At 59.8% G+C, this 17,809-nt stretch carries 15 protein-coding genes; 9 read left to right on the forward strand and 6 right to left on the reverse strand.

Annotated elements, in window-relative coordinates:
* Positions 1 to 221: 221 nt before the first annotated feature.
* From fhuA to fhuB, 4 genes are read left to right on the forward strand one after another with little or no spacing between them, the layout of a single operon-like run.
* Positions 222 to 2,429, forward strand: a complete 2,208-nt coding sequence (gene fhuA / locus ABLV76_RS16270; protein ID WP_065697327.1) for a ferrichrome porin FhuA — start codon at positions 222 to 224, stop codon at positions 2,427 to 2,429.
* 45 nt (positions 2,430 to 2,474) lie between these two features.
* On the forward strand, positions 2,475 to 3,272 hold the full coding sequence (gene fhuC / locus ABLV76_RS16275; RefSeq protein ID WP_004204431.1) for a Fe3+-hydroxamate ABC transporter ATP-binding protein FhuC: 798 nt from the start codon (positions 2,475 to 2,477) through the stop codon (positions 3,270 to 3,272).
* Entirely contained in the window at positions 3,272 to 4,162 is an 891-nt protein-coding gene (gene fhuD, locus ABLV76_RS16280) for a Fe(3+)-hydroxamate ABC transporter substrate-binding protein FhuD (protein WP_065697328.1), read from the forward strand. The genes fhuC and fhuD overlap by 1 nt, the downstream gene beginning before the upstream one ends.
* Positions 4,159 to 6,141 (forward strand): Fe(3+)-hydroxamate ABC transporter permease FhuB, encoded by a 1,983-nt coding sequence (gene fhuB, locus ABLV76_RS16285; RefSeq protein ID WP_065697329.1) that lies wholly within the window; start codon positions 4,159 to 4,161, stop codon positions 6,139 to 6,141. Before fhuD ends, fhuB begins: the two co-directional genes overlap by 4 nt.
* A 174-nt stretch (positions 6,142 to 6,315) precedes the next feature.
* Here fhuB and hemL read toward each other — a convergent pair whose 3' ends face one another.
* A complete protein-coding gene (hemL, locus tag ABLV76_RS16290; protein WP_017900647.1) occupies positions 6,316 to 7,596 on the reverse strand; it encodes a glutamate-1-semialdehyde 2,1-aminomutase in 1,281 nt (426 codons plus the stop codon).
* A 180-nt stretch (positions 7,597 to 7,776) separates the two neighbouring features.
* On the opposite strand from hemL, the gene clcA reads away from it, so the two are divergent.
* Together clcA and erpA are read left to right on the forward strand one after the other, a co-directional pair.
* A complete protein-coding gene (gene clcA, locus ABLV76_RS16295) occupies positions 7,777 to 9,195 on the forward strand; it encodes a H(+)/Cl(-) exchange transporter ClcA (protein WP_004204436.1) in 1,419 nt (472 codons plus the stop codon).
* A gap of 81 nt (positions 9,196 to 9,276) precedes the next feature.
* Positions 9,277 to 9,621, forward strand: coding sequence for an iron-sulfur cluster insertion protein ErpA (erpA, locus tag ABLV76_RS16300; protein ID WP_002889275.1), 345 nt, complete (start codon positions 9,277 to 9,279; stop codon positions 9,619 to 9,621).
* A gap of 81 nt (positions 9,622 to 9,702) precedes the next feature.
* Here erpA and ABLV76_RS16305 read toward each other — a convergent pair whose 3' ends face one another.
* From ABLV76_RS16305 to mtnN, 3 genes are read right to left on the reverse strand one after another with little or no spacing between them, the layout of a single operon-like run.
* On the reverse strand, positions 9,703 to 10,329 hold the full coding sequence (locus ABLV76_RS16305) for a TRIC cation channel family protein (RefSeq protein WP_004204437.1): 627 nt from the start codon (positions 10,327 to 10,329) through the stop codon (positions 9,703 to 9,705).
* Positions 10,330 to 10,365: 36 nt separating this feature from the next.
* A complete protein-coding gene (gene btuF / locus ABLV76_RS16310; RefSeq protein ID WP_004204438.1) occupies positions 10,366 to 11,166 on the reverse strand; it encodes a vitamin B12 ABC transporter substrate-binding protein BtuF in 801 nt (266 codons plus the stop codon).
* Positions 11,159 to 11,857, reverse strand: a complete 699-nt coding sequence (gene mtnN / locus ABLV76_RS16315; protein ID WP_004204440.1) for a 5'-methylthioadenosine/S-adenosylhomocysteine nucleosidase — start codon at positions 11,855 to 11,857, stop codon at positions 11,159 to 11,161. Before mtnN ends, btuF begins: the two co-directional genes overlap by 8 nt.
* Before the next feature lie 83 nt (positions 11,858 to 11,940).
* Between mtnN and dgt the strand changes: the two genes are divergently transcribed.
* The 3 genes from dgt to cdaR all read left to right on the forward strand — a co-directional run bounded on the left by dgt (position 11,941) and on the right by cdaR (position 16,348).
* The gene (gene dgt / locus ABLV76_RS16320) at positions 11,941 to 13,455 is read left to right on the forward strand and encodes a dGTPase (protein ID WP_348878385.1); all 1,515 of its coding nucleotides are present in this window, start codon (positions 11,941 to 11,943) and stop codon (positions 13,453 to 13,455) included.
* Between the two features lie 134 nt (positions 13,456 to 13,589).
* Entirely contained in the window at positions 13,590 to 15,023 is a 1,434-nt protein-coding gene (degP, locus tag ABLV76_RS16325) for a serine endoprotease DegP (RefSeq protein ID WP_004145870.1), read from the forward strand.
* A gap of 167 nt (positions 15,024 to 15,190) precedes the next feature.
* Entirely contained in the window at positions 15,191 to 16,348 is a 1,158-nt protein-coding gene (gene cdaR / locus ABLV76_RS16330; RefSeq protein WP_004204443.1) for a DNA-binding transcriptional regulator CdaR, read from the forward strand.
* A gap of 116 nt (positions 16,349 to 16,464) precedes the next feature.
* Here the strand turns inward: cdaR and ABLV76_RS16335 are convergent, their stop codons facing one another.
* Together ABLV76_RS16335 and dapD are read right to left on the reverse strand one after the other, a co-directional pair.
* A complete protein-coding gene (locus ABLV76_RS16335; protein ID WP_002889292.1) occupies positions 16,465 to 16,851 on the reverse strand; it encodes a DUF3461 family protein in 387 nt (128 codons plus the stop codon).
* Positions 16,852 to 16,958: 107 nt separating this feature from the next.
* On the reverse strand, positions 16,959 to 17,783 hold the full coding sequence (gene dapD / locus ABLV76_RS16340; protein WP_335810724.1) for a 2,3,4,5-tetrahydropyridine-2,6-dicarboxylate N-succinyltransferase: 825 nt from the start codon (positions 17,781 to 17,783) through the stop codon (positions 16,959 to 16,961).
* Positions 17,784 to 17,809: the final 26 nt, after the last annotated feature.

Raw genomic sequence — 17,809 nt, forward strand, 5'->3', positions numbered from 1 at the left:
ACCAGACCCCTTAAGACGAAAGTATTAAGGGGTTTTTTTATGCCTGTAAAAAAGTTAACGGCTCTTTAACTCCATAATAACTATCTGGTTATTAATTCAGCCTTCAACCCGCAGCGACAGGCATATCGCTTGCCTTGCCTTCGACGTTTCGCCTATTATATCGCCCGTCATAATAATAATTCTCGTTTACGTTATCATTCACTTTCATCAGAGATATACCCATGGCGCGTCCAAAAACTGCTCAGCCAAATCACTCGCTGCGTAAAGTCGCAGCTGTAGTAGCCACGGCGGTTAGCGGCATGTCTGTCTACGCACAGGCAGCAGAACAACCGAAGCAAGAAGAAACCATCACCGTCGTTGCCGCTCCGGCCGCCCAGGAAAGCGCCTGGGGACCGGCGCCGACCATCGCGGCGAAACGCTCCGCTACGGCGACGAAAACCGATACCCCGATTGAAAAAACGCCGCAGTCTGTGTCGGTGGTGACGCGCCAGGAGATGGAGATGCGCCAGCCGACGACGGTAAAAGAGGCGCTCTCCTATACGCCAAGCGTCTTCTCCACCCGCGGCAGTTCGACCACCTATGACGTGGTCACCATTCGCGGCTTCACCACCTCGACGACCGTCAACACCAACCAGTATCTGGACGGCATGAAGCTGCAGGGGAATAACTACTCTGAAGTCTCCATGGATCCTTACTTCCTGGAGCGCGTGGAAGTGATGCGCGGGCCAACTTCGGTGCTGTACGGCAACAGCAACCCGGGCGGTATCGTCAGCATGGTCAGCAAACGCCCGACCACCGAGCCGCTGAAAGAAGTGCAGTTTAAGATGGGCACCGACAATCTGTGGCAGACCGGGTTTGACTTCAGCGACGCCATTGATGATGCCGGCGTCTGGTCTTACCGCCTGACCGGCCTGGGCCGCAGCCAGGATGCCCAGCAGCAGATGGCGAAATCGACCCGCTACGCGGTGGCGCCCTCCTTTAGCTGGCGTCCGGACGATAAAACCGACTTCACATTCCTGAGCAACTTCCAGAATGACCCGGATGCGGGCTACTACGGCTGGCTGCCGCGTGAAGGCACCGTGGTGCCGTATTACGACGCCAACGGTAAGGCGCACAAGCTGCCAACCGATTTCAATGAAGGCGAGGCGGATAATAAAATCTCCCGCCGCCAGAAGATGGTGGGCTACAGCTTCTCCCATCAGTTCGATGACACCTTTACCGTGCGGCAGAACCTGCGCTATGCCGAGGTCGATACCCTGTATCGCTCGGTGTACGGCAATGGCTATGTCGCGCCGGGCTACATGAATCGCGCCTATGTGCGCTCCGACGAGCACCTGAACACCTTTACCGTCGATACCCAGCTGCAGTCTGATTTCGCCACCGGCGCGGTCAGCCATACGCTGCTGACCGGCGTGGACTACTCGCGGATGCGTAATGATGTGGATGCCGACTACGGGACGGCGGATCCTATCAGCATGAATAATCCGCAGTACGGCAACCCGAATATTCAGGTTACCTTCCCGTACGCGGTGCTCAACCGGATGGAACAGACCGGCCTGTACGCGCAGGATCAGATGGAGTTGGATAAGTGGGTCATGACCCTGGGCGGTCGTTACGACTACGCCACCACCTCAACGTTAACCCGCGCCACCAACAGCCTGGCGGAGAACCACGACCAGCAGTTCAGCTGGCGCGGCGGCATCAACTACCTGTTCGATAACGGTATCTCTCCGTACTTCAGCTACAGCGAATCGTTTGAACCGGTATCGGGCTCCAGCAGCAGCGGCAAGCCGTTCGATCCGTCGCGCGGTAAGCAGTATGAAGCCGGCGTGAAATATGTGCCGAAAGATATGCCGGTGGTGGTCACCGCGGCGGTCTATCAGCTGACCAAAGACAAGAACCTGACGGCGGATCCGGCTAACCAGGCGTTCAGCATCCAGACCGGCGAGATCCGCTCCCGCGGCCTTGAGCTGGAGGCGAAAGCGGCAGTTAACGCCAATATCAACCTGACCGCAGCCTACAGCTATACCGATGCGGAATACACTCACGATACGGTGTTCAACGGCAAACGTCCGGCGGAAGTGCCGCGTAATATGGCCTCCCTGTGGGCGGATTATACCTTCCACGAAACCGCGCTCAGCGGTCTGACGATTGGGGCCGGGGCGCGCTATATCGGTTCAACGGTCAGCTACTACAAAAATGACACCAGCACCGGTAAGAAAAATGATTCCTTTAGTGTGGCCGGTTATGCGCTGATGGATGCGACGGTGAAATACGATCTGGCGCGCTTTGGCCTGCCGGGATCGTCGGTCGGCGTCAACGTCAACAACCTGTTCGACCGCGAATATGTCTCCAGTTGCTACAGCGAATACGCTTGCTACTGGGGGGCCGGACGTCAGGTCGTCGCCACCGCCACCTTCCGTTTCTAACCACCTACGGGCGCGGTTCGCCGCGCCCTTTATCAGGTTATCGCTATGCAGGAACAGACTCCGCACGCAGAAACCACCTTCGCGTTGGATCGCGTCACTTTCCGTGTGCCTGGCCGCACGTTGCTCCATCCGCTCTCGCTCACCTTCCCGGCTGGAAAAGTCACAGGCCTGATCGGTCATAATGGCTCCGGCAAGTCGACGTTACTGAAAATGCTTGGCCGTCATCAGCCGCCTTCCGCAGGCGATGTGCTGCTGGACGGGCAGCCGCTGGAGAGCTGGGGCAGCAAAGCCTTTGCCCGCAAAGTGGCCTATCTGCCGCAGCAGCTGCCGCCGGCCGAAGGTATGACGGTGCGTGAGCTGGTGGCCATCGGCCGCTACCCGTGGCACGGCGCGCTGGGTCGCTTTGGCGCGGCGGACCGCGAGAAAGTGGAAGAGGCGATTGCGCTGGTGGGGCTGAAGCCGCTCGCCCATCGCCTGGTGGACAGCCTCTCCGGCGGCGAACGCCAGCGGGCGTGGATCGCCATGCTGGTGGCGCAGGATAGCCGCTGTCTGCTGCTCGATGAACCCACCTCGGCGCTGGATATCGCCCATCAGGTTGATGTCCTCGCGCTGGTGCATCGCCTCAGCCAGCAGCGCGGCCTGACGGTGATCGCCGTCCTGCACGACATTAATATGGCGGCCCGCTACTGCGACTATCTGGTGGCCCTGCGCGGCGGAGAAATGATCGCCCAGGGGACGCCGGCGGAACTGATGCGCAGCGACACCCTGGAACAAATCTACGGCATCCCGATGGGGATCCTGCCGCACCCGGCCGGCGCGGCGCCGGTAAGCTTTGTCTATTGATGATGACCCCGACTCAGATAACCCGACGCCGCCTGCTGACCGCGATGGCGCTCTCGCCGCTGCTGTGGCAGATGCGCGGCGCGCAGGCGGCGAACGTTGACCCGCAGCGCGTGGTCGCCCTGGAGTGGCTGCCGGCGGAGCTGCTGCTGGCGCTGGGCGTCACGCCTTACGGCGTGGCCGATATCCCCAACTATCGCCTGTGGGTGAACGAACCCGCGCTGCCCGACTCGGTGATCGATGTCGGTTTGCGTACCGAACCCAATCTTGAACTGCTGACGCAGATGAAACCGTCATTTATCGTCTGGTCGGCAGGCTACGGCCCGTCGCCGGAGAAGCTGGCGCGTATCGCCCCCGGCCGCGGATTTACCTTCAGCGATGGCAAACGTCCGCTGGCGATGGCTCAGCGCTCGCTGCTGGAGATGGCTGACCTGCTGGGCAAACCACAACAGGCTCAGCGCCACCTGGCGGAGTTTGAGGCGCTGATGGCGAGCCTGAAGCCGCGTTTTGCCGGGCGCGGCGACCGTCCGCTGTTGATGATCTCCCTGCTCGATCCGCGCCATGTACTGGTTTTTGGCGAAAACTGCCTGTTCCAGGAAGTGCTCGATCGCTTTGGCATCAAAAACGCCTGGCGCGGCGAAGCGGCGTTCTGGGGCAGCGTCAGCGTTGGCATCAACCGGCTGGCGGAATTTAACGAGGCCGATGTGATCTGTTTCGATCATGGTAACGAGCGGGAGATGACCCAACTGCTGGCGACCCCGCTGTGGCAGGCGATGCCGTTCGTGCGCGCGGGGCGCTTCCAGCGCGTTCCGGCGGTGTGGTTCTATGGCGCGACGCTGTCGGCGATGCATTTTGCCCGCGTGCTGGCCGAGGCCCAGGGGAATCCGGCATGAATAGGCGTATTTCACCGTTAGCCATTATCCTGCTGGCCGGGCTGTTGGTTGCCGCCTTCGCGTTGAGCATCGTCAATCTCAACGTCGCCTTGCCCTATGCGCAATGGCGGCAGGCGCTGTGGCAGCCGGATAGCGATCGGATTGCCCAGATGCTGTTTCATTACAGCCTGCTGCCGCGGGTGACCATTTCACTGCTGGTGGGGGCCGGGCTGGGACTGGTCGGCGTACTGTTCCAGCAGGTGCTGCGCAATCCGCTGGCGGAGCCAACCACCCTTGGCGTCGCCACCGGCGCGCAACTGGGGATCACAGTCACTACGCTGTGGGCCATCCCCGGCATGCTGGCGTCGCAGTTTGCCGCGCTGGCCGGAGCCTGTCTGGTGGGAGCGCTGGTGTTTGGCGTCTCCTGGGGCAAGCGCCTGTCGCCGGTAACGCTGATCCTGGCGGGCCTGGTGGTCAGCCTCTACTGCGGGGCGCTTAACCAGCTGATGGTGATTTTCCATCACGACCAGCTGCAGAGCATGTTCCTGTGGAGCACCGGGACGCTGACGCAAACCGACTGGAGCGTGGCGCAGCGCCTGTGGCCGCTGCTGCTGGGCGGCGCAGTACTTACGCTGCTGCTGCTGCGTCCGCTGACCCTGATGGGGCTTGATGACGGAGTGGCGCGCAACCTTGGGCTGGCGTTGTCTCTGGCGCGCCTCGGCGCCCTGACGCTGGCGATCGTGATGAGCGCGCTGCTGGTCAACGCGGTCGGGATTATCGGCTTTATCGGCCTGTTCGCGCCGCTGCTGGCGAAAATGCTCGGCGCCCGTCGACTGCTGGCCCGGCTGCTGCTGGCGGCGCTGATCGGCGCGCTGCTCCTGTGGCTTTCAGATCAGGTGATCCTCTGGCTGAGCAGGGTATGGCGGGAAGTCTCCACCGGCTCGGTCACCGCCCTGATTGGCGCGCCGCTGCTGCTGTGGCTGCTGCCGCGGCTTCGCAGCATCAGCGCCCCGGTGATGAACGGCGGCGATAACGTGCAGCCTGAGCGCTATCACGTGCAAGGGTTTGTTCTCGGGGGCGTCGCGTTGCTGCTGCTGGCGGTGAGCGTGGCGCTGGCCTTTGGTCGCGATGCCCACGGTTGGCTGTGGGCTCACGGCGATCTGCTGGAGCAACTGCTGCCCTGGCGCTGGCCGCGAGTGCTGTCGGCGCTGTTCGCCGGGGTGATGCTGGCGGTCGCCGGCTGTATTATCCAGCGCCTGACCGGCAATCCGATGGCCAGTCCGGAAGTGCTGGGCATCAGCTCCGGCGCCGCCTTTGGCGTGGTGCTGATGCTGTTCTTCGTCCCTGGCGACGCCTTTGGCTGGCTGCTGCCGGCCGGGAGCCTTGGCGCGGCCGGCACCTTGCTGATCATTATGCTGGCCGCCGGGCGCGGCGGCTTTTCGCCGCATCGGATGCTGCTGGCGGGGATGGCGCTCAGTACCGCCTTCACCATGCTGCTGATGATGCTGCAGGCCAGCGGCGATCCGCGCATGGCGCAGATCCTGACGTGGATCTCAGGGTCGACCTACAGCGCGACGCCGGAGAGGGTGGTCCGCAGCGGCGCGGTGATGCTGCTCCTGCTGGCGCTGGCGCCGCTCTGTCGCCGCTGGCTGACCATCCTGCCGCTGGGCGGGGAGGCGGCGCGAGCGGTGGGCATGGCGCTGACCTCATCGCGGATTGTTCTGCTGCTGCTGGCGGCCTGCCTGACGGCGGCGGCGACGCTGACCATCGGCCCGCTGAGCTTCGTCGGGCTGATGGCGCCGCATATCGCACGGATGATGGGCTTCCGGCGCACGCTGCCGCATATGGTGATCTCCGGGCTGACTGGCGGGCTGCTGCTGGTCTTCGCCGACTGGTGCGGACGAATGATCATGTTTCCCTACCAGATCCCGGCGGGGCTGTTATCAACCTTTATCGGCGCGCCGTACTTTATCTATTTGCTGAGAAAGCAGAGCCGCTAACGCGTGGCGTTAGCGCGAAAGATCCCGGATAGCGGCGCGTTGCGCTTTATCCGGGCTACCGCACGGTGCCGTTTTTTTGTCGGGTAGCGGCTAACGCCTTACCCGACCTACGGTCCGTGCCATTGCGGGTTTGGCATGCCGGGTAAGCGGAGCGCCACCCGGCATGCAGGGAGCTTACAGTTTGGCAAACACCCGACGCGCGGCGTCGATGGTATTGTCGATATCTTCTTCGCTGTGGGCCACGGACATAAAGCCAGCCTCAAATGCTGACGGCGCCAGGTACACGCCTTCCTCCAGCATCAGATGGAAGAAGCGCTTGAAGCGTTCGACATCGCACTTCACCACATCCTGATAGCAGGTGACAGTTTCGGCATCGGTAAAGAAGATGCCGAACATGCCGCCGACGTTATTGACCACCAGCGGGATCCCGGCGTCACGCGCCGCATCAAGCAGACCTTGCGCCAGCTGGTTGGTCAGCTCGGTGAGGGTTTCATGTACGCCCGGCTGCGCCACTTCGCTTAAGCAGGCGAAGCCGGCGGCCATGGCGATCGGGTTACCGGAGAGGGTACCGGCCTGATAAACCGGGCCGGTGGGCGCCAGAGCGTCCATCACCTCGCGACGGCCGCCGAAAGCGCCTACCGGCATCCCGCCGCCGATGATTTTCCCGAGACAGGTCAGATCCGGCTCCACGCCGTAATAAGCCTGCGCGCCCGCCAGCGCCACGCGGAAGCCGGTCATCACTTCGTCGATGATCAGCAGGGCGCCAAATTCGTCGCACAGCGCGCGCAGGCCCGGCAGGAACTCCGGCTGCGGCGGAATGCAGTTCATATTACCGGCGACCGGCTCGACGATGATGCAGGCGATATCCTGTGGATATTGCTCGAACGCCGCGCGCACCGAGGCGAGGTCGTTATAGGTGCAGGTCAGGGTGTGTTTGGCGAAATCAGCCGGCACGCCCGGCGAGTTCGGCTGGCCGAGGGTCAGCGCGCCGGAACCGGCTTTCACCAGCAGGCAGTCGGCATGGCCGTGGTAGCAGCCTTCGAACTTGATGATCTTGTCGCGGCCGGTGAAGCCGCGCGCCAGGCGAATCGCGCTCATGGTGGCTTCGGTACCGGAGTTCACCATCCGCACCATATCCATGGTCGGTACCAGCTCGGTCACCAGCGCCGCCATTTTCACTTCCATTTCGGTCGGCGCGCCAAAGCTCAGGCCGCGTGACGCCGCCTCGATCACCGCGTTGCGGATCGCCGGATGGTTGTGGCCCAGCACCATCGGACCCCACGAGCCGACATAATCGATATAGGCCTTTCCATCCACGTCATAGAGGTAAGCGCCATCCGCGCGTTCGATAAACAGCGGGGTGCCGCCGACGCCGGTAAAGGCGCGCACCGGCGAGTTAACGCCGCCGGGGATCAGTTCGCGCGCAGCATGGTACAGATTTTCAGATTTGCTCATGGCCAGGGTCCTGGTTCGTGAAAAATGTTTTATCGGCTATTCTAAGTTATTCCAGGATGGTTATGAAAGTTTTGCCCAATTGAAACAATGTGCCGCAAGGGCATTTTTTTGACGACGCAGCGCGCCGGGGCGGCTAAAATGCCTCTCTCTTCATTTGTATTACCAATAATTGATAACGGCATGAAAGCAGAAACTCCCTCTTTTGAAGCACATCAGTTCGTGCGGGTGCGTCGCGGCGATGCGGTGCGCCGCTTAATTCAGCGCGATAAAACGCCGCTGGCGGTGCTGTTTATGGCGGCGGTGGTCGGCACGCTGGCCGGGCTGGTGGGCGTGGCGTTTGAAAAGAGCGTGAACTGGGTGCAGAACCAGCGGATCGGCGCGCTGGCGCAGGTAGCGGACCACTGGTATCTGGTCTGGCCGCTGGCGTTTATCTTGTCGGCGCTGCTGGCGATGGTCGGCTATTTCCTCGTGCGCCGCTTTGCGCCGGAGGCTGGCGGATCGGGGATCCCTGAGATCGAAGGGGCGCTGGAGGAGCTGCGGCCGGTGCGCTGGTGGCGCGTGCTGCCGGTTAAATTCATCGGCGGCATGGGGACCCTGGGCGCCGGAATGGTGCTGGGACGCGAAGGGCCGATGGTGCAGCTTGGCGGCAACATTGGGCGCATGGTGTTGGATATTTTCCGCATGCGCAGTCCGGAAGCGCGGCACACGCTGCTGGCGACCGGCGCAGCATCGGGTCTCTCAGCGGCTTTTAACGCGCCGCTGGCTGGTATCCTGTTTATCATCGAAGAGATGCGCCCGCAGTTCCGCTACAACCTGATCTCCATTAAAGCGGTATTTACCGGCGTGATCATGTCGAGCATTGTGTTTCGCATTTTTAACGGCGAGGCGGCAATTATAGAGGTGGGCAAGCTGAGCAATGCCCCGGTGAATACGCTGTGGCTGTACCTGGTGCTGGGGATGCTGTTTGGCTGCTTCGGCCCGCTGTTTAATTTTCTGGTGCTGCGCACCCAGGATCTGTTCCAGCGCATTCACGGCGGCAACATCAAAAAATGGGTGTTAATGGGCGGGATCATCGGCGGGCTTTGCGGTCTGCTGGGGCTGATGCAGCCCTCCGCGGTGGGCGGTGGCTTTAACCTGATCCCCATCGCCGCCGCCGGTAACTTCTCCGTCGGTTTGCTGCTGTTTATCTTTATTGCCCGCGTGGTGACCACGCTGATCTGCTTCTCCTCCGGCGCGCCGGGGGGCATCTTCGCCCCGATGCTGGCGCTCGGCACGCTGCTGGGCACGGCGTTCGGCATGGCGGCTATCCCGCTGTTTCCGTCCTACCATCTCGATGCCGGCACCTTCGCTATCGCCGGCATGGGCGCGCTGCTCGCCGCCTCGGTGCGCGCGCCGCTGACCGGGATTGTGCTGGTGCTGGAGATGACCGATAACTATCAGCTCATTTTGCCAATGATTATTACCTGCCTTGGCGCAACACTACTGGCGCAATTCCTCGGCGGTAAGCCTTTGTATTCGACCATTCTGCAACGTACTCTGGCGAAGCAGGAGGCCGAGCAGGCGGCAAAAGCGCAGCAGGCGCCCCGGGAGAATACTTGAACGATTTACCAGGGTATTAGATAATGGCTCAAAAGGCCCGGTTATTCTTTAACCGGCCGGAAGTATCAATGGGAGCAAAAAATGAGTGATGACGTAGCGTTGCCGCTGGAGTTTACCGAAGCCGCAGCCAATAAAGTAAAACACCTGATTGCGGATGAAGATAATCCGAACCTGAAACTGCGCGTGTATATTACCGGCGGCGGTTGCAGCGGTTTCCAGTATGGCTTCACCTTCGACGATCAGGTTAACGAAGGGGATATGACCATTGAGAAACAGGGTGTCGGCCTGGTGGTTGACCCGATGAGCCTGCAGTATCTGGTCGGCGGCTCTGTCGACTATACCGAAGGGCTGGAAGGTTCGCGCTTTATCGTGACCAACCCGAACGCGAAAAGCACCTGCGGCTGTGGATCCTCGTTCAGCGTGTAAAGCGAGTGCGACCGGGCGTCTTCCCCTTCTGCGAGAGGGTGCCAACGTTAAAAACGGTAACCTCAGGTTACCGTTTTGCTTTTATGACCGTCCGTTATCGTCCAGCGCAAACGTCGGCAGCTTCAGGTGCCAGCGGATCGCCGCCAGACGAATCACCAGGGTCACCACCATCCCCATCATCGCCGAATTCTCCAGCGGGAGATGAAAGGTGTCGTGCGCGGTGGCGTGGACAATGCCGCCCACAATACAGGCGGTGGCGTAGATCTCGGTGCGCAGAATCATAGGAATTTCGCGCGCCAACACGTCGCGGATTATCCCGCCGCCAACGCCGGTCACCACGCCCATGCACACCGCGACCAGCGGGCCGCTGCCGGCGAGAAACGCTTTATTCACCCCGATGCCGACAAACACCGCCAGACCGACGGCATCAAGAACGGGCAGGATCCATTTCGGCAGCCGGCGCGGCTGGCGGACCAGCAGGATGGTCAGCATGCTGGTGACCATCGCCACCACCAGATCGGTGGGATCTTTGACCCAGAATACCGGGCCATTCGCCAGCGCCATATCGCGGATGGTACCGCCGCCCACGGCCGTCACCACGCCTAACACCAGCACGCCGAATGGGTCCATACGCAATTTCCCCGCCAGCAGAACGCCGGAGATCGCGAAGACAGCTGTGCCAATAATATCCAGCCAATAGACAAGCATCGTTGATTCCCACTGAACATCCGGTATGCCGGATGGTTATTTTACCTGGTCGAGCGCCGCACAAAGTTGTTTGGCGGCGAGGATAATACGTGGGCTTGCGCGTTCAAACCAGTCGCTGTGTAACGCAATCAACGAAATGGTGAGCTGATGTTGCCAAAAGCGCTGCGCTTCGGCGATGCGGCTGGCGTCGCCGGTCACCACAATCGCCTGCGGCTGACGGGCCAGCACCTGTTCGCGGCTCACCTGCGGCCAGGGAACGCGGCTGGCGGCAAAGATATTCTCGCCGCCGCACAGCCTCAGCACTTGATCCTGAATTGAGCCGGGGCCGCTGGTGAATAGCGGTGCGGAACCGAACTGCAGGAAGACGCGTTTCTTCGGCGCGCTGGCATAGCGCGCTTTCAGCGCATCGTATTCCTGCTGCATCGCCTGCGCCGCCTGCTGTGCTTTTTCCGGCTGTGGACTCCACTGCGCCAGCTGACGCAGGGTGGCGATGATCTCTTCGATGGTCGAAGTCTGCACCCAGAGGACGTGGATCCCCAGCGACTGCAGCTGGTTAACCTGACGTTCGGCATTGCCCCCGCGCCAGGCCAGCACCAGGTCTGGCTTGAGCGCTACGATGCGCTCCAGGTTCATTCCCTGCCAGCTGGCAACCTGCTCAATCGTTTTGGCCTGCGGCGGATAATCGGAATAGCTGCTGACGCCGACCGGCGTGATCCCGGCGGCAAAGGCCAGTTCGGTATTGGCGGGGGAGAGGGTGATCACCCGCGGCGCGGCCAGCAGCCACGCCGGGGCGAGTAACAGCAGCGCGGCAAGCGCGAAGGAGAGCGACTTAGCCACGTGCCAGGTTCTGTACCAGATTCTCCACCATCAGGGTGGACTGTCTGGCGGCGACCGCAAGGAACTCCTCAAAGCTGAGGTGAGACTGCTGGTCGGCCACATCGGAGATGGCGCGAACCACCACGAAAGGAACCTTAAAGTTATGGCAGACGTGAGCGATGGCGGTCGCTTCCATTTCCACAGCGATCGCCTGCGGGAAATTATGGCGGATCTTCGCCAGACCGACAGAGCCGTTAATGAAGGCATCACCGCTGACGATCAGGCCGCGAACGGCATTGAGATCTAACGCGTTAATGCAGCTCTCCGCCGCGGCCACCAGTTTTTCGTCCGCTTTAAAGCCGGCCGGACAGCCAGGCAACTGGCCGTACTCATAGCCGAAGGCGGTGACGTCGGCGTCGTGGTAGCGCGCTTCATCGGAGACGACGATATCGCCGACCTTCAGCGTCGGCGCCAGGCCGCCGGCAGAGCCGGTATTAATGATCACGTCAGGCTGGCAGCGCTCCAGCAGCAGGGTCGCGCCCATCGCCGCGGCCACTTTCCCGATACCAGACTTCAGCAGCGCGACGTCAACGCCGTGAAGTTGGCCGGTATAGATTTCGCTCCCGCCAATAGTGATAGTCTGGCGGTTTTCGATTTTGTCGCGCAGAAGGGTAACTTCCTCTTCCATAGCGCCAATAATGCCAATTTTCATAGATTTACTCGCGATGTGTCAGGATTAGTTGCATAGTCTATCATGCGCTTAAGGGGAAGCGTATTGCTCGCGCGGGAGAGGCTATGGCAAAGATTGATTTTCGCAACAAGATAAACTGGCGTCGACGCTTCCGTTCGCCGCCGCGTGTCGAGACGGAGCGCGACATCCTGCGGATCTTCGAAAGCGATCGGGGACGGATCGTCAACTCGCCGGCAATCCGTCGCTTACAGCAAAAAACTCAGGTCTTCCCGCTGGAGCGCAACGCGGCGGTGCGTACCCGCCTGACCCACTCGCTGGAGGTGCAGCAGGTGGGACGCTATATCGCCAAAGAGGTGCTGAGCCGGCTGAAAGAGCTGAGGCTGCTGGAAGAGTATGGCCTGGAAGAGCTGACCGGGCCATTCGAGAGCGTGGTGGAGATGGCCTGCCTGATGCACGATATCGGCAATCCCCCGTTTGGCCATTTTGGCGAGGCGGCGATTAACGACTGGTTCCGCCAGCGTCTGGCGCCCGGCGATGCGCTCGGGCAGCCGCTGACCGACGATCGCTGTGAAGTGCAGGCATTACGCCTGCAGGAAGGGGAAACGTCGCTAAACGCGCTGCGCCGTAAAGTGCGCCAGGATCTCTGCAGCTTTGAGGGCAACGCCCAGGGCATTCGTCTGGTCCATACGCTGATGCGCATGAATCTAACCTGGGCGCAGGTCGGCTGTATTCTGAAATATACTCGGCCGGCGTGGTGGTCTGAGGCGACGCCAGCCAGCCACAGCTATTTAATGAAAAAGCCTGGCTACTATTTAGCCGAAGAGGAGTATGTGGCGCGCCTGCGTAAAGAACTGGATCTGGCGCCTTACAATCGGTTCCCATTAACCTGGATTATGGAAGCCGCGGATGACATCTCATATTGCGTCGCGGATCTCGAGGACGCGGTGGAGAAACGTATTTTCAGCGCTGAGCAGCTTTATCAGCATCTTTACGACGCCTGGGGCTGCCATGAAAAAGGATCGTTATTCTCGCAGGTAGTGGAAAATGCCTGGGAGAAATCACGAGCCAATTCCCTGAAACAGAGCGCGGAAGATCAGTTTTTTATGTATTTGCGGGTGAACACGCTGAATAAGCTGGTACCCTACGCGGCGCGCCGATTTATTGACAACCTGCCGGCCATCTTTACGGGCGACTTTAATCATGCGCTGCTTGAGGACGACAGCGATTGCAGTCAGCTGCTGGAGCTTTATAAAAATGTGGCGATGAAACAGGTGTTTAGCCATCCGGATGTCGAGCAGCTGGAATTGCAGGGCTACCGGGTGATCAGCGGCCTGCTCGATATCTATCAGCCGCTGCTGAAATTATCGCTCGAGGATTTCAGCGAATTAGTGGCGCAGGAGCGGGTACGGCGTTTACCCATTGCCTCCCGGCTGTATCAGAAACTATCAACCCGCCACCGGCTGGCCTATGTGGAAGCGGTAAATAAGCTGGAGTGCACGGCGCCTGAATTTGCGCTGATGGAATACTATTATCGCTGCCGTCTGATTCAGGATTATATCAGCGGGATGACGGATTTGTATGCGTGGGATGAATATCGGCGGCTAATGGCGGTGGAATAAGCTGGAGTTTTGTAAAGATGGACAATAAATTTTTACTTTTTCCAGAAACTTAATTCCGGAACTTAGCGCTATAAAATGACTCTGATAGTCACGTACACAGCAACTTTCGTTTTCTGATATTGAGATTGAAACTGATGAAAAAAACCACGTTAGCAATGAGTGCACTGGCTCTGAGTTTAGGTCTGGCGTTGTCCCCGCTCTCTGCGAGCGCGGCAGAAACGGCATCTTCGGCCACTAATGCACAGCAGATGCCAAGCCTGGCCCCGATGCTGGAGAAGGTGATGCCGTCGGTGGTGAGCATTAACGTTGAAGGTAGCACCACCGTTAATACCCCACGGATGCCACGTAACTTCCAGCAGTTCTTTGGCGATAACTCGCCGTTCTGCCAGGACGGTTCTCCTTTCCAGAGTTCGCCGTTTTGCCAGGGCGGCGGACAGGGCGGTCAGCCTGACGGCGGCCAGCAGCAGAAATTCATGGCGCTGGGCTCCGGCGTCATCATTGATGCGGCCAAAGGGTATGTGGTGACCAACAACCACGTTGTGGACAACGCCACCACGATTAAGGTTCAACTGAGCGATGGCCGTAAGTTTGATGCCAAAGTCGTGGGCAAAGATCCGCGCTCCGATATCGCGCTGATTCAGATTCAGGATCCGAAAAACCTGACGGCGATTAAGCTCGCCGACTCTGATGCGCTGCGCGTCGGCGACTACACCGTGGCTATCGGTAACCCGTTCGGTCTGGGCGAAACCGTGACCTCCGGGATTGTCTCCGCGCTGGGCCGTAGCGGCCTGAACGTGGAAAACTACGAAAACTTTATCCAGACCGATGCGGCGATTAACCGCGGGAACTCCGGCGGCGCGCTGGTGAACCTTAACGGCGAGCTGATCGGCATCAACACCGCCATTCTGGCGCCGGACGGCGGCAACATCGGTATCGGTTTTGCTATCCCAAGCAACATGGTGAAAAACCTGACCGAGCAGATGGTGAAATATGGCCAGGTGAAACGCGGCGAGCTCGGCATCATGGGGACCGAACTGAACTCTGAGCTGGCGAAAGCGATGAAAGTCGACGCTCAGCGCGGCGCCTTTGTCAGCCAGGTGATGCCGGGTTCGGCGGCCGCGAAAGCGGGCATTAAAGCCGGCGACGTGATCACCTCTCTCAACGGGAAGGCGATCAGCAGCTTCGCCGCGCTGCGTGCCCAGGTCGGCACCATGCCTATCGGCAGCAAAGTTGAGCTTGGTCTGCTGCGCGACGGCAAACCGGTGACCGTGACCGTCGAACTGCAGCAGAGCAACCAGACCCAGGTTGACTCCAGCACCATCTTCAACGGGATTGAAGGGGCGGAAATGAGCAACAAGGGTCAGGACAAAGGTGTGGTGGTCAATAATGTGAAAGCCGGTACCCCGGCGGCGCAGATTGGCCTCAAGAAAGGCGACGTCATCGTCGGGGCGAACCAGCAGCCGGTGAAAAACATCGCCGATCTGCGGAAAATCTTCGACGCCAAACCGTCCGTGCTGGCGCTGAATATTCAGCGCGGCGACGCCTCTATCTATCTGCTGTTGCAGTAACAGTCAGCGCTCGCTCTCCAGCCCCTTCCCTCGCCGAGGGCAGGGGCTTTTTTTCGTTCTGTGACCGCTTCCACAACTCCACATATCTCACCCGGGCTTCAGGCATATGCACAATGCAGCAGAGCAACGACTCTTTTATGCTGGTGCCCTGCAAAGGGGAGGATTACATGGCTGGCTGGCATCTTGATACCAAAATGGCGCAGGATATTGTGGCGCGGACGATGCGCATCATCGATACCAACATCAACGTGATGGATGCCCGCGGGCGGATTATCGGCAGCGGCGATCGGGAAAGGATTGGTGAATTGCACGAAGGCGCGCTGCTGGTGCTTTCCCAGGGGCGGGTGGTGGATATCGACGATGCGGTGGCTCGCCATCTCCACGGGGTGCGCCAGGGCATTAACCTGCCGCTGCGCCTGGAGGGGGAGATTGTCGGGGTGATCGGCCTGACCGGCGAGCCGGAGTCGCTGCGAAAATATGGCGAGCTGGTGTGCATGACGGCTGAGATGATGCTTGAGCAGTCGCGACTGATGCATCTCCTGGCGCAGGACAGCCGTCTGCGCGAAGAGCTGGTGATGAACCTGATTCAGGCGGAAGAGCATACCCCGGCGCTGAACGAATGGGCGCAGCGTTTAGGAATTGATCTGAATCAGCCGCGCGTAGTGGCGATGATTGAGGTGGACAGCGGCCAGCTCGGCGTGGACAGCGCGATGGCGGAGCTACAGCAGCTGCAGAACGCGCTGACCACCCCCGATCGCAATAATCTGGTGGCCATTGTCTCGCTCACGGAAATGGTGGTGTTGAAACCGGCGCTGAACAGCTTTGGCCGCTGGGACGCAGACGATCACGTCCGGCGCGTCGAGCAGCTTATCGCCAGGATGAAAGAGAATGGGCAGCTCCGCTTCCGCGTGGCGCTGGGCAACTTCTTCACCGGTCCCGGGAGTATCGCCCGCTCTTACCGTACCGCACGCACGACGATGATGGTGGGCAAGCAGCGGATGCCGGAGAGCCGCTGTTACTTCTATCAGGATCTGATGCTGCCGGTGCTGCTTGACAGCCTGCGCGGCGGCTGGCAGGCCAATGAGCTGGCCCGTCCGCTGGCGCGTCTCAAGGCGATGGACAACAACGGGCTGCTGCGGCGAACGCTGCAGGCGTGGTTTCGCCATAACGTGCAGCCCCTGGCGACGTCAAAGGCGCTGTTTATTCATCGCAATACCCTGGAGTATCGGTTGAACCGTATCTCGGAGCTGACCGGTCTGGATCTCGGCAGCTTTGACGATCGGCTGCTGCTCTATATAGCCCTGCAGCTGGATGAGCAACGATAGGGCGTCGAGATAAAAATGCCGGGAGGCGGTTCGCCTTACCCGGCCTGGAGGATGCATGGCGTAAGCGGCAGATTATATTGGTTGCCCGGTCAGGCGGTGCGCCGCCGGGAACGCTGTCACTTACGGGTAAGTTTTTCCAGATCGGCTTCGATTTCGCTGATCTTATTGGTGACCACGCTTTCCAGATGGCGTAAATCGTCGAGGATTTTACGCTTGAGATCGATTTCAGTGCGATCGCGCTGGCAGATCTGATCCAGCTCATCGATAACGTAGCGCAGGTTCGGGCTGATCTCCTGGACCTCTTTGTAGCCCTGGCCGACGCCGTCGGCGACGACGGTTTTGCGCTGACGCGGATATTTGAACTTCACGCTCTTGGCGAAGAATTCGCCTTTGTCTTTCTGAAAGTAAATTTTCAGAATGTCGTTGTTAGCTTCCTGCCGCAGGCTATAGCGATCGATCTCATCAGGGTTGGTAATGCCAAGACTTTTCAGATTATCGTACATAACGGTACCTTTGATAGCATCATAACCATTGAATAATTAACGAAAAAATCCATTTTCGCCAGCATCAAATATAAAAAAAGCGGGATATCTCCCGCTTTTTATTTGCTTTAGTCGATGGTGCGCAGCAGTTCGTTAATGCCGACCTTGCCGCGGGTTTTGGCATCGACTTTCTTCACGATCACCGCGCAGTACAGGCTGTATTTACCATCTTTCGACGGCAGGTTGCCTGATACCACTACCGAACCAGCCGGCACGCGGCCGTAGAAGACTTCGCCGGTTTCGCGATCGTAGATTTTGGTGCTCTGACCGAGGTAAACGCCCATGGAGATCACGGAGCCTTCTTCGACAATCACCCCTTCAACCACTTCAGAGCGCGCGCCGATGAAGCAGTTATCTTCGATGATGGTCGGGTTCGCCTGCAGCGGCTCCAGTACGCCACCAATGCCGACGCCGCCGGACAGGTGAACGTTTTTACCGATCTGCGCGCAGGAGCCGACGGTGGCCCAGGTGTCAACCATGGTGCCTTCGTCAACGTAGGCGCCGATGTTCACATAGGACGGCATCAGCACGGTGTTGCGGGCGATGAACGCGCCCTGACGAACCGCTGCCGGCGGCACCACGCGGAAACCTTCTTTCTGGAAACGCGCTTCGTCATATTCAGCGAATTTCATCGGGACTTTATCGAAGTAGCGGCTTTCCGCACCATCGATAACCTGGTTATCGTTAATACGGAAAGAGAGCAGTACCGCCTTCTTCAGCCACTGATGCGTCACCCACTGACCGTCGATCTTCTCAGCGACGCGCAGCGCGCCGGAATCCAGAAGGGCGATAACCTGGTTAACCGCTTCGCGGGTCACGGTATCCACATTAGCCGGCGTGATGTCGGCGCGACGCTCGAAAGCGGACTCAATAACGTTCTGTAACTGCTGCATTGTTTCTTTCCATTCACTAAAAAAAA

Origin of the sequence: Klebsiella sp. GB_Kp047 (assembly GCF_040065235.1) — a bacterium.
Lineage (GTDB): Bacteria > Pseudomonadota > Gammaproteobacteria > Enterobacterales > Enterobacteriaceae > Klebsiella > Klebsiella quasipneumoniae.